Raw genomic sequence first — 12,519 nt, forward strand, 5'->3', positions numbered from 1 at the left:
TTTATGTTTGTCTAAGTTACTTCAGTGTCAATAAGTAGTTTACTAGTGCGAAGTATTCGTCCATCGACTTGATGCCCTGTGCTTGAACAAGGTATTTGTTGTTAACGATGACGGCTGGAACGCCTGTTAGACCGCTGTTTTCAAATTGCTTGTCCATGCGGCGAACCATTGAATCTACCGCGAAGCCTTTAAATGCAGCATCAAATTTCTTCTCATCCACACCTTCGTCTATGAAGATTTGGCGAAGCTCTGCATCATCACGTGGTGCTTTACGCATGTTTTGAATGCGGTTAAACATTACTGGCACCATCTTGTCTTCAATCTTAAGAGCAACCATAGTGGCATAAGCTTTGCTCATTGATGGCCCCATGTTGCCACCCATAAATGACACATGGTTTTTTTGTAGCTTCACGCCCTCAGGTAGTTGCTGCTTTAACTGTTGAATGATAGGTTCAAAGGTATGGCAGTGTGGGCAGTAGAAAGAGAAGAACTCGGTGACTACCGGCTTTTTCGATGCCTCTAAATCCAATACTTTGTAATGTTCACCTTCTTTGAATTGCGCTGCATGTGCCGATAGGCTCAGCATTAGCATAGAAAACAGTGCGAACAGCTTTTTCATTTAATTATCTCCATTTTGAATTGTTCGGTCTGACTTACCATTGAGGCATTAAAGACAAGGGTGCTTCTTCTAAGTTGGCAATCTGTTCTTTAAATGCCAGGACCTGACCTTCCCAGTATTTTGGCTCATTGAACCATGGAAAAGCGAGCGGAAATGCCGGGTCATGCCAACGTTTTGTTAGCCATGCCATATAGTGGACCATTCGTAGACCGCGAAGAGGCTCAATTAGTTTCAGTTCTGCTGAGTTAAAATCGCAAAACTCTTGATACCCCTCCAATAGGATATCGAGTTGCATCAATTTATCTTGACGCTCACCACTGAGTAGCATCCACAAATCTTGTACCGCAGGGCCGTTACGCGAGTCATCTAAATCGACAAACATCGGACCATCACGCCATAAAATGTTGCCTGGATGACAGTCGCCGTGCAGCCGAATTGTGTCAAAGCTGCTTTGCCAGTGACTCTCAATGGATTTGATCAACATATCTAAATCATTGAAGAAGCTGTTTTCCAAATGCATTGGGATCATGTTGGCGTTTTGCAGAATCTCTTTTGGCTGGTAGAGGTACTCTTGCAAGCTAATCGTTGGACGGTGTTGGAATGCTTGTCGGCTACCGACCTTATGAATACGACCAAGAAAGCGGCCTACGCCCTCTAGTTGGTCTAGGTTATCGACTTCAAACTGACGACCACCAACGCTCTCAAATAAAGCAAAGCTGTAACCTTGATAGTGATGCAGAGTTTGCTCATTGATGCGAACGGGTGGTGCGACAGGAATTTCATTCTCGATCAGTTCAAGCGTGAAATCGTGTTCTTCTTGAATTTGCTCATAGCTCCAACGCTCTGGTCGGTAGAACTTGACCACATAGCGTTGACGCTCTTCATCGGTAAACTGATAAACACGGTTCTCGTAACTATTGAGAGGCAAAAAGCCTGACTCTGCTCGGATGCCGATACTTTCCAGCGCGTACCACATGAAGTCTGGAGTCAGAGCGTCGAAGTTAAAGGTACCTTGGGACATATAAATAAAAAGGCTCATTGCTGAGCCTTTTTCCATTGATTGTCGAAGTCGAATCTATAACTGTTTGATAAAACGGCTCTCTACTTCGATAGTGAATTCATTGCTCTTATCCGTGAGTATAAACTGAATTGTTGTAATCGCAGAGTTTAGCTTGTCAGGATCGACGCCAAGGCTCATTGGTAAATTGAGAACTTCACCAGGCTCTACATAGATAGTTTGTTTTCCGTACCAACTCGCATCATTCAAACCTTCCACATTCAAGGTGTACTCTTGCACTTGCTGAGTTTTGTTGATGACCTTGAGGGTGTAGGTATTCTCTACTTCTCCAGAGTTGTTGACTCTGAACAGTTGGTTGCGATCTCGCAGTACGCTCATGCCAGCTGGGTCAACAGAAGCAACTTGTAAGAAGAACAAACCAATCATCACCAGCAATACCGCACCATAGCCAAGTAATTTTGGACGCATGATCTTGGTGCTTTTACCGGATAGGCGATGCTCGGTGGTGTAGTTGATGAGGCCTTTTTCATACCCCATTCGTTCCATGGTTTTGTCACACGCATCAATACATGCACCACAGTTGATACACTCATACTGGAGACCATCGCGGATATCGATGCCTGTCGGGCAAACCTGAACACACAAATCACAGTCGATACAGTCTCCTAAGCCGAGTTGTTTTGGATCGGCTTTGCGAGAACGAGGTCCACGTTGCTCTCCGCGGTTTGTGTCATAGCCAACAATAAATGTGTCTTTATCGAACATCGCAGATTGGAAACGCGCATAAGGGCACATATGAATACACATGATCGAGCGCATCCATCCAGCGTTGCCGTAAGTGCAAATGGCAAAGAACATCACCCAAAAGACTGGCCAAAACTCAGCATTAAAAGTGAAGAAGTCGATCACTAACTGTTTCATCGGAACAAAATAGCCAACAAAGGTAAAACCAGTGGCGAGCGCAATGGCAAACCAAGCGATGTGTTTAACGGTTTTTCGCATCGCTAAATTGGCGGTCATTTTGTTGGCGTCTTGTTTGCGGCGCTTGTTGGCGCTACCTTCCAGTTTTTCTTCAAACCAGATGTATATGAAAGTCCAGACCGTTTGTGGACAAAGATAGCCACACCAAACTCGACCTAGGAAAGTGGTAATAAAGAATAAGCCAAATGCTGCTATCACAAATAACAGAGCAAGCAGGGTGAGGTCTTGTGGGTATAGCGTTGTGCCAAAGAAATTGAACTGTTGGTTACCGATGTCTAGCAAAATGGCTTGGCGCTCACCATATGGAATCCATGGAACCAAAGCAAATAACAGTAGTAAAAACCAGCCACCATAACGGCGTAGTTTTTGATAGGTGCCTTTACTCTCTCGCACATAGATTTGGTTGCTTGGGTTAAAGCGATCCCCTTTTCCTTTGTGGGTCTTGGGGTTAAACGTTTTGGGAGTCACATCTTTGATATCGATTTTATCCTGACTCATGCACACATCCTTCTTTCGGCACGTTTGTACTGTACGGCGACATTTCTAGTGATGTCACTCGAGAACATTGCTGTACTGCTCATTTTCCTACTCATGTTTGACTATAAGTTTGATAGATGAACGGAATTATTTTAGCAATAACTGATGAACGGCGATTATACATTCAATAACAATTGCGTTTCTTTAACGCAGTCAACGTTTAACAACAAAAGTTAGGTAAGTTAACGTATGCCAATTGTCGACAATAACGGGTTATTGTTGCTTGCTTAACGCTGTTTAAAATTTTGACTGCAAAATAACGATTTCTCGAAACTGTTAGCCTTATTCTCAAGTGTTTTTCTGCGCGAATTCTGAACAGTTATTGATTGTGATTGGTGTTACTGATTGATGAGTGACAAAAAAGCGACTCAATTGAGTCGCTTAGAAAAGAGTTCGTTGTTGATACGATTATTCGATGATGCCGCGCGCACGTAAGATTGCGGTTTTAAAGTCATCTTCTTGGTCTTTTTTCAGACCAGGGATCATTTCATCTTTGTCGCTGTTGCGCATTTTCAGGTGATAGATCAGTACATCGTCCGTAAGATCTTCCAGTTTTCCTGTGTAACCTGCTTCATTTGCCAGTTTAACAATGAACTGTAATAGGTTCATTTCTTGGTCTTTATGCCACTCAGGCTCAATTAGCTCAAGCAACTCTTCAATTCGATGACACTTCATTTCTTTCTCCACAATCTTTATAGGTGTTATTTGTTATTAAAGGTATCAAATTGCTCGGCGAAGACCAAATAAGAAAAGAGTATGAGGAAAGAAAAAAGCGCGGCAATAGACCGCGCTTTTTAATTAAGCTGCTTTAATAACTTTGTTTGGAACACTTGGCACAATCGCTGTCTTCTCAACCAGAGTCATTGTTGGCGCAACTTGTTTCGCCTTAAACGCAGAAGTAAAACCACTGCGACGGCGCATTGCACTACGATTTGTTTGTGCGAACCTGACGGTTGTTGGGCGCATTCTTTTACCTAACAGTCAGGCATTTCCATTGCCAATTTAATGGCCTGAAACATTATGAGTTGAGCTTCAACTGCTTGAAGGGTGGCTCTTCTGGCTTTCGCCAATCCAAATAACGAATCAGGAATAATGATATGCATGCATACCGAGTATAGGTTAGCACTACGCCAATAATTGGTCGATAGTTGAACAGTTGAATTCTATGGATTTTGTGGTTTTATAGAGATAATTGAGGCAAAAAATCTATTTTGATCCCATGATCAGCAGTAGTAGTATGAGATCTCGACAAAGGAGGTGCATATGTCATTTTTGAAGAAGACACTTGCAAGTTTTGGGATCGGCAGTGCCAAGGTGGACTCTATCCTGAACCAAGACGTGCTTTATCCCGGTCAGAATATGGACGTTTCTATTCACGTGTATGGTGGCTCAACAGAACAAGTGATTGATAATATCGATCTCAAGCTGTGTTGTCGTTATATTGCAGAAGCTCCCGATGATCGGGGCGCTCGCGAAGCAAATCCTATGCGTCGTATTCCACAAACGTATGTATTGGCGAAGTGGAGTCTTCCCTATGCGTTTACTATTCATCCTGGGGAAGACCGAACGTTTGAAGTCAAACTTGATGTACCGTGGAATACCCCTGTCACTATCGGTGATGCCAAAGTGTGGTTAGAAACCGGCTTGGACGTTGTCATGGCTCTTGACCCGACTGACAAAGACACGCTTACCGTTAGACCCGATCCACTTATGGATGCCATTTTGTCGGCTTTAGAATCTCAGGGGTTACGTATTCGTCAGGTTGAATGTGAAGAAGTAAAAGGCTTCGACTTACCTTTTGTGCAAGAGTTTGAGATGGTACCAATCGATGGGCCATATCATGGAGTGTGGCGTGAACTAGAATTTGTCGCGCACCGCGATGAGCAAAACCTAAAGCTCTGGTTTGAAGTTAATCGTACCCGAAGTGGCGTAAGTGGCATGTTGGCAAGTTTATTAGGAAGTGGAAAACTCAAACGAGAGTTGAGCATTCCTGTGAATACTAATTTGGATAACGTCGGCCCAATAGTGTTGAATTACCTCGAACAAACGACAGCAGTTCAAGAGTCTTAATTTTGGCTTACACGTGTACGCTTAATATGCCATACTAGAGTGAATATTCAAAACTCTAGTATAGGCGTGTTCATGTCAGAACCACAGAAAGCTCAATACAGTCAGGGCGAAGAGCTGGCCAATTCGATCACTCACGGGATAGGGATGATCTTTGGTATCGTCGGTTTGATACTGCTTTTAATAAAAGCGGCCGATCACCAAGCCGATACTCTCACTATGACCAGTATGGCAATTTATGGCTCTAGCATCATTGTCCTGTTTATGGCCTCTACGTTATATCATGCGATCCCTCATCCACAGGCCAAACGTTGGCTAAAAACTTTCGACCATTGCGCCATTTATCTTTTGATTGCGGGCAGTTACACGCCGTTTTTATTGGTGAGTCTGCGTACTCCATTGGCCATTGGGTTGATGATGGTGATTTGGACCATCGCGCTAATCGGCATCATTATGAAAGTCGCGTTTGTCTATCGATTTAAGAAGTTGTCACTGATGACGTATTTAGTGATGGGGTGGTTGTCGCTGATTGTAATCTATCAACTTGCTGTTCATTTAGATATTGGTGGTTTGACGCTATTAGCAGTCGGTGGATTGGTGTATTCGGTTGGGGTGATTTTCTACGTTGCTAAACGGATTCCATTTAATCACGCGATTTGGCATGGCTTTGTCTTGGCGGGTTGTGTGTGTCACTTCTTCGCCATTTACTACTTTGTCGAGCCTATCTAACGATGAAATCAAATGGATAAACTCGACAAAGAAATGGTGAACTATTAGCGTGTTTTCACTTCTATAACTTCGGCAGATAATTGGTATTGCTGCGATTGTGGCACCGCGAGTTTGATGGCTTTGCCTTGCTCTGCTTGTTGTGGACGTAGGTAAGTATCCGCCATGCGTTTGATGGATTGCCAAACGGTGATGTTATCTTTCACCAACAGCTTGCCAGACATATCGAACACTTGTACTTCCACTTCCACCTGAATTACCGATTGAGAGCTTTGGTTGGTGATTGAGGTTGGTAGTACCAACTCACCATCGTCATAGCCAGCGGAACCAATCAGCACATCCACTCCAGAGTCAGACAACTGCATGGTTGGCTTTTTCGCGTTCACGACAACGGTGGTGCCCACTTTCTTATTAACGACTGGAATAGTCGTCATTTCTGGAGCCGTTACAGCTTCTACGGCTGTTGTTGATGCAGCAACCGCCGCTGCTTCAACCGCTTCTGCTTTCTCTAATGTGGTTTCTGGTGTTGCTTTCTTTACAACGTACTCCCACGTGAAGTCATCGTTCAATTTTACTTCACGACCATCCGCTAATTTCACCACTTCTGCGGCGTAAGCGGATGAGGCGGCAAGTAGAGTCGCCAGAGTGATCCATGTTTTCATTGTTATACCTTTTATTTAAGTCTGCTTATCGGCGCCAAAATGCAGGGAAGAACAGAACAAGAATAGTCAAAATTTCCAGACGGCCCATCAACATACCAAAGCTGAGTAGCCACTTGGCGGTGTCTGGCAATGAGGCAAAGTTTCCAGTAGGGCCAATCCTAGTGCCCATCCCCGGCCCGACGTTTGCTACTGCGGTAATGGAGCCAGAAATACTGGTCACAGGGTCTAGGCCAAGCGCACTCAAACACCCTGCGATAAAGATGATAGTGATAAAGAACATTAAACCGAATGCGACGACAGAACGCACGATGTCATCATTCACTGGTCGTTGGTTGTAGCGTTGGACAAAAATGCCTGATGGGTGAATGAGCTTCATTATTTGCTTGTTTAATAGGGTCATTGCAATCTGGAAGCGGAAGATTTTAATGCCTCCAGATGTGGAGCCAGAACACGCGCCAGCCATTAGCAAAAATGCAAATAGCGTCGCAGGTAATGCGCCCCAAGCGGTAAAGTCATCAAGACCAAACCCCGTTGTTGTTACGACAGACACAACGTTGAACATAGAGATGCGCAGTGCATCAAGAACAGTATAGCCGTTATGAATGACCAACCAAGCGGCAACTACTAGGCTTGAAAACAAGAACAGATAACCAAACCCGCGAACCTGTGCATCTTTCAATAAAGCATCTAGGCTGCGTTTGCGTAAAGCGGCGACGAAGAGCAGGAAAGGTAAGCCACCTAAGAACATGAATACGGTTGCGACCCAATGGGCTCCGTGAGAGAAGTTATTCATTGAACTGTCTGATGTGGAGTAACCGCCGGTTGATAAGGTCGTAAACGCATGGTTAATGGCTTCGAACAGGTTCATACCCGTCAGCAAGTAACCCACAATACATAAGCCTGTCAGCATCAAGTACACCAATACGATATTTTTAGCGACCGTCTTCGCTCTTGGGCTACTTTTATCTGACCAGTCAGACGATTCAGTTTGGAACAGTTTCATACCACCGACATTGAGCATTGGCAGGATGGCGACGGCCATAACGATAAAGCCTATGCCCCCTAGCCATTGCAAGATAGAGCGCCATAGCAAGATACTTGGAGCCATATCATCTAGGCCACTTAATACCGTAGAACCCGTTGTCGTTAAGCCTGACATGGTTTCGAAGTAGGCATCGGTAAAGCTGATGTGGTTAATAAAAATAAACGGGAGTGCAGCAAAGGCACTGGCGATGGTCCACACCAAACTGGTGATGAGGAACATATCGCGTACGCTGAGTTTGAAATTGGCGGTTCGGCCAATGGTTAAACAGATAAATGCGGCAAGGTGAGTTATAACAACGGCTTGGGCGAAATCAAGGAATCCGCCTGTACCCGTGAAAAACGCGACCAAAGTCGGCACGTACATAAAAAGGGCCAGTTTGGATAAAACCAGCCCGATAACAAACAGTACGGGACGTAAGTTGACCATAGGAAAATCCTAAAGGAAGAATGGACTTGGCTGGAACAGCGCTTCGACGTCTGGTACGTATTTTTTGTCGACCAGGAACATCACTACGTGGTCATCTTGTTCGATGACAGTACGGTCGTGTGCGATAAGAACTTCTTCGCCACGAACGATAGCACCAATGGTGGTTCCTGGTGGGAGTTTGATATCGCCAATCGCGCGACCCACCACTTTGGATGTGGTTTCGTCACCGTGCGCAACGGCCTCGATGGCTTCTGCTGCGCCGCGGCGTAGAGAAGATACGTTAACAATGTCTGCACGACGAACGTGCGTCAGTAGTGCAGAGATGGTTGCTTGTTGAGGAGATATCGCCACATCAATCACGCCGCCTTGTACAAGGTCGACATAAGCGCCACGCTGGATAAGTACCATTACTTTCTTCGCACCCATGCGCTTCGCCAACATCGCCGACATGATATTGGTTTCATCTTCGTTAGTTAACGCGATGAACACATCTACTTGGTCGATGTTTTCTTCGGTAAGCAGTTCTTGATCCGCCGCATCACCACAGAAGACGATGGTGTTTTCTAGTTGCTCTGATAACTGTTCTGCACGTTGGTAGTTGCGTTCAATCAACTTTACGCTGTAGCTTTGTTCAAGGCGTTTCGCCAAGCTTGCACCGATGTTACCACCACCAACAATCATGATGCGGCGGTAAGGTTTCTCGAGGCGCTGAAGCTCACTCATCACCGAGCGAATATGGTTACTTGCAGCCACGAAGAACACTTCATCATCGGCTTCAATGATGGTGGTGCCTTGCGGACGAATAGGACGACCCTGACGGAAGATTGCAGCAACACGGGTATCAATGTGCGGCATGTGCTCACGTAGTGCAGACAGTGCGTTACCAACCAATGGGCCACCATAGTAGGCTTTCACGGCGACTAGGCTGACTTTCTGCTCGGCAAAGCTAACCACTTGCAGTGCGCCTGGGTATTGGATGAGGCGCTCAATGTAGCTCGTTACTAGCTCTTCTGGTGCGATAAGGTGGTCGACAGGAATAGCACCAGACTTAAATAGGGCTTCTTTTTCTGCCAGATACTCTGGAGAACGAATACGTGCAACACGGTTTGGGGTATTGAACAGAGTGAACGCAACCTGACAGGCTGCCATGTTGGTCTCATCGGTGTTGGTTACTGCGACAAGCATATCGGCGTCTTGTGCACCCGCTTCATGCAGTACGTCTGGATGACTGGCGTGACCGTTAACCACTCGTAGGTCGTATTTGTCTTGTAACTCACGCAGTCGGTCGCCATTTTTGTCGACGATGGTGATGTCGTTGTTCTCACCAACTAGGTTTTCCGCCAGTGTGCCGCCAACCTGACCAGCACCAAGAATAATGATCTTCATACTCTTTACTCGTTATCTGAAAAAGGCGATTGAATTCACTTCAATCGCCCTATTTAGCATGCTGTTACGCGTGTTTTTTTGTTAGCACTGCGTAGTAGAAACCATCCATATCTTCTTCGCCTGGTAGAATCTGACGACCAGGTTGCTTTGGATCGGAGTCCACTAATTGCGCGTCTGCAGTACGTGCTAAGAACGCTTTTACTTGTTCCACGTTTTCTTGTGGTGTGATTGAACAAGTCGCGTAAACTAGGGTGCCGCCAGGTTTTAGTTGCGTCCACATTGCATCAAAAATTTCGCTCTGTAGATCCGCAAGTGCGGCAATATCATCAGCACGACGTAGCCATTTGATGTCTGGGTGACGACGAATCACGCCAGTTGCAGAACACGGAGCATCCAGCAAAATGCGATCAAATTGTTCGCCTTGCCACCATTCTTGAGGATTACGCGCATCGCCGCAAACCACTTTTGCTTGAAGGTTGAGGCGCTTCAGGTTTTCGTGCACACGTTTAAGGCGCGTGTCATCGCAATCAATGGCAACCACTTCACTACCAGATGTTCGCTCAAGAATGTGCGCTGTCTTACCGCCTGGTGCTGCGCAGCAGTCTAGGATCAGCTCGCCATCTTTTGGTTCAAGGTAGTTAATCGAAAGTTGTGCCGCCGCATCTTGTACCGATACCCAACCTTTTTCAAAGCCCGGTAGTTTCATCACATCGCATGGCGCCGCTAATTTTAAGGCATCCATTGCTTGAGTGTGAGGCGTGCTATCAACGTTCTCATTATTGAGTAACGCTAGGTACTCATCACGAGTGTGGTGCTGGTGGTTTACACGCAGCCACATAGGCGCTTTCTGGTTGTTTGCTTCAACAATGCTTTCCCATTGTTGTGGGTAAGCGTCTTGTAATAGCTTTAACAACCATCCTGGATGACCATATTTGCCCGCATTATTGCTCACACTAATTTGGTCTAACTCTTCTTGATTGCGTTGGTAGTTACGCAGTACTGCGTTGATAAGGCCACGTAAACGTGGACCTTTTAAATCCATAGTCCCTTCAACCGTTTCACCCACGGCAGCGTGCGCAGGAATACGCATGAAGCTTAGTTGGTAAATACCAACCAAAATAAGGTGATGGAAGACACGTTGCTTGCCTTTGAGAGGCTTGTCCATCAGTTGGTTTGCAATGGTTTCTAAGCGAGGGAGGTAACGTAGAGCACCGTAACAGATCTCTTGCAGCAGAGCATGGTCACGAGGTCGTATGTTTTGTTGAGCCGCTGGAAGGGCGCTTGAAAGTGAGTGGCCCTTGTCGACGACAAGATACAAGACGTTGGCAGCCGCAGCGCGAACATTCATGATGAGTACCTTAAAGTAAAGGAGGGCATCTCTGCCCTCTAAAAGTTCGTATTATTGGTTTTTTGACACCGTTGTCTGGTTTTTAAACCAGTTGAGTACCAACTTCAAACCAAGATGCACGTGAGTTCAGGATATCCTGAACTGACATGGCTTTTTTACCCGGAACTTGCAACTGTTCCAATACCAGCACGCCGTTGCCTGTCGAAACGTAAATACCGGTTTTATCCGCTTGTACAATCGTGCCCACAGGCTTGTCGCTGGTTTGTTCAGTAACACGGCTTTGCCATACCTTGATGCTGTTTTCAGCAACTTCAAAGTGACTCATTGGCCATGGGTTGAATGCACGAACGCAACGCTCAATGTGTGCTGCGTCGTCGTTCCAATCGATGCGCGCTTCTTCTTTGCTTAGCTTCTTCGCGTAGTTTGCAAGCTCATCGTCTTGCTTCACCGGTTCTGCTTTACCAGCAGCGATGTCTGCTAAACAATCAATCAGTGCATCAGGGCCTAAGCCAGCAAGCTTCTCGTACATTGATGCGCTAGTGTCGCTTGCTTCAATCGGCAATGTCGCGATTTTTAGCATGTCGCCAGTATCCAGACCAATGTCCATCTGCATGATGGTGATGCCAGTTTCGGCATCACCAGCCCAAATTGAGCGTTGGATCGGTGCCGCACCACGCCAACGAGGAAGAATCGAGCCGTGTACGTTGATACAGCCTAGTTTAGGTGTGTCTAGAACGATTTGTGGAAGCAATAGACCATAAGCCACAACCACCATGATGTCGGCGTTCAGATCGGCAAGCTCTTGCTTTGCTTCATCTGACTTGAAGTTTTCTGGTTGATAAACCGGAATATCATGCTCAAGAGCGATGGTTTTTACTGGGCTTGCAGTAAGCTTTTTACCACGACCTGCTGGGCGGTCTGGTTGAGTATAAACCGCGATTACTTCGTGCTCCGAAGACAACAACGCCGCCAAGTGACGGGCGGCGAAGTCCGGAGTACCTGCAAAGACAATACGTAAAGACTGACTCAAGGTAGGCTTCCTCTATTTGTTTGTATCGAGATTAAGCGCTTTGCTGCTTCTCGTTAAAGCGTTTGATTTTTGCTAGTTTGTCTTGGATACGCTTACGCTTTAGTGGCGATAGGTAATCAACGAACAACTTACCTTGTAGGTGATCCAGTTCGTGTTGAACACAAATAGCGAGTAGATCGTCAGCGTCAAAAGTGTACTCTTTGCCATTGCGATCTAGCGCTTTAACAGTAACTTCAGCAGCGCGAGACACTAGTGCACGAGCACCTGGTACTGATAGACAGCCTTCTTCGATGCCATCTTCGCCACGCTTTTCCAGAATCTCAGGGTTGATGAGCACCATTGGTTCATCACGATTTTCTGAAATATCAATTACTACGATACGTTGGTGGATATCTACCTGCGTTGCTGCCAGGCCAATACCTTCTTCGTCGTACATGGTTTCAATCATGTCATCGACAATTTTTTGAATCTCAGGTGTCACCGCCTCTACAGGCTTTGCAACGGTACGCAGGCGATCATCTGGGAATGTTAATACTTGTAATACAGACATATTCACTCGAAATATTGAACTGTGCCGTAACAGCACAAACCTTGTTGGCTCAATTCTAGACATTTTATAGCCTAAATGACAGCATCCTTGCACCAATTTCCATTCAGTTAACGGACAAAAAGAC

At 45.8% G+C, this 12,519-nt stretch carries 13 protein-coding genes; 2 read left to right on the top strand and 11 right to left on the bottom strand.

Annotation, left to right across the window (positions count from 1 at the left end; translation table 11 throughout):
- Positions 1-16 precede the first annotated feature (16 nt).
- The 5 genes from KHN78_RS07785 to KHN78_RS07805 form a co-directional block, all read right to left on the bottom strand.
- The gene (locus tag KHN78_RS07785) at positions 17-619 is read right to left on the bottom strand and encodes a thiol:disulfide interchange protein DsbA/DsbL (protein ID WP_211915691.1); all 603 of its coding nucleotides are present in this window, start codon (positions 617-619) and stop codon (positions 17-19) included.
- A 34-nt stretch (positions 620-653) separates the two neighbouring features.
- Positions 654-1,640: a serine/threonine protein kinase gene (locus KHN78_RS07790; RefSeq protein WP_211916524.1), complete on the bottom strand. Its 987-nt coding sequence runs from the start codon at positions 1,638-1,640 to the stop codon at positions 654-656.
- Between the two features lie 54 nt (positions 1,641-1,694).
- Positions 1,695-3,116 carry a cytochrome c oxidase accessory protein CcoG gene (gene ccoG / locus KHN78_RS07795; RefSeq protein ID WP_211915692.1) on the bottom strand — a complete coding sequence of 474 codons (1,422 nt, stop codon included), beginning with the start codon at positions 3,114-3,116 and terminating at the stop codon, positions 1,695-1,697.
- Positions 3,117-3,563: 447 nt separating this feature from the next.
- Positions 3,564-3,830 (bottom strand): YihD family protein, encoded by a 267-nt coding sequence (locus tag KHN78_RS07800; protein ID WP_128812172.1) that lies wholly within the window; start codon positions 3,828-3,830, stop codon positions 3,564-3,566.
- Positions 3,831-3,953: 123 nt separating this feature from the next.
- Positions 3,954-4,121 (bottom strand): hypothetical protein, encoded by a 168-nt coding sequence (locus tag KHN78_RS07805; RefSeq protein WP_128812170.1) that lies wholly within the window; start codon positions 4,119-4,121, stop codon positions 3,954-3,956.
- A 297-nt stretch (positions 4,122-4,418) separates the two neighbouring features.
- Between KHN78_RS07805 and KHN78_RS07810 the strand changes: the two genes are divergently transcribed.
- Both KHN78_RS07810 and trhA read left to right on the top strand, forming a co-directional pair.
- The gene (locus KHN78_RS07810; RefSeq protein WP_211915693.1) at positions 4,419-5,225 is read left to right on the top strand and encodes a sporulation protein; all 807 of its coding nucleotides are present in this window, start codon (positions 4,419-4,421) and stop codon (positions 5,223-5,225) included.
- A 72-nt stretch (positions 5,226-5,297) separates the two neighbouring features.
- Positions 5,298-5,951, top strand: coding sequence for a PAQR family membrane homeostasis protein TrhA (gene trhA / locus KHN78_RS07815; RefSeq protein ID WP_128812168.1), 654 nt, complete (start codon positions 5,298-5,300; stop codon positions 5,949-5,951).
- Positions 5,952-5,995: 44 nt separating this feature from the next.
- Here the strand turns inward: trhA and KHN78_RS07820 are convergent, their stop codons facing one another.
- The 6 genes from KHN78_RS07820 to def form a co-directional block, all read right to left on the bottom strand.
- The gene (locus tag KHN78_RS07820; protein WP_211915694.1) at positions 5,996-6,610 is read right to left on the bottom strand and encodes a DUF3157 family protein; all 615 of its coding nucleotides are present in this window, start codon (positions 6,608-6,610) and stop codon (positions 5,996-5,998) included.
- 25 nt (positions 6,611-6,635) lie between these two features.
- Entirely contained in the window at positions 6,636-8,081 is a 1,446-nt protein-coding gene (locus tag KHN78_RS07825) for a TrkH family potassium uptake protein (protein WP_211915695.1), read from the bottom strand.
- A gap of 9 nt (positions 8,082-8,090) precedes the next feature.
- Complete coding sequence (trkA, locus tag KHN78_RS07830; protein WP_211915696.1) at positions 8,091-9,467, bottom strand: Trk system potassium transporter TrkA; 1,377 nt, start codon at positions 9,465-9,467, stop codon at positions 8,091-8,093.
- 64 nt (positions 9,468-9,531) lie between these two features.
- Positions 9,532-10,815 carry a 16S rRNA (cytosine(967)-C(5))-methyltransferase RsmB gene (gene rsmB, locus KHN78_RS07835; protein ID WP_211915697.1) on the bottom strand — a complete coding sequence of 428 codons (1,284 nt, stop codon included), beginning with the start codon at positions 10,813-10,815 and terminating at the stop codon, positions 9,532-9,534.
- A gap of 82 nt (positions 10,816-10,897) precedes the next feature.
- Complete coding sequence (gene fmt, locus KHN78_RS07840; protein WP_211915698.1) at positions 10,898-11,845, bottom strand: methionyl-tRNA formyltransferase; 948 nt, start codon at positions 11,843-11,845, stop codon at positions 10,898-10,900.
- Between the two features lie 31 nt (positions 11,846-11,876).
- Complete coding sequence (gene def, locus KHN78_RS07845) at positions 11,877-12,395, bottom strand: peptide deformylase (protein WP_211915699.1); 519 nt, start codon at positions 12,393-12,395, stop codon at positions 11,877-11,879.
- Positions 12,396-12,519 lie beyond the last annotated feature (124 nt).

Origin of the sequence: Vibrio sp. B1REV9 (assembly GCF_905175395.2) — a bacterium.
Lineage (GTDB): Bacteria > Pseudomonadota > Gammaproteobacteria > Enterobacterales > Vibrionaceae > Vibrio > Vibrio alfacsensis.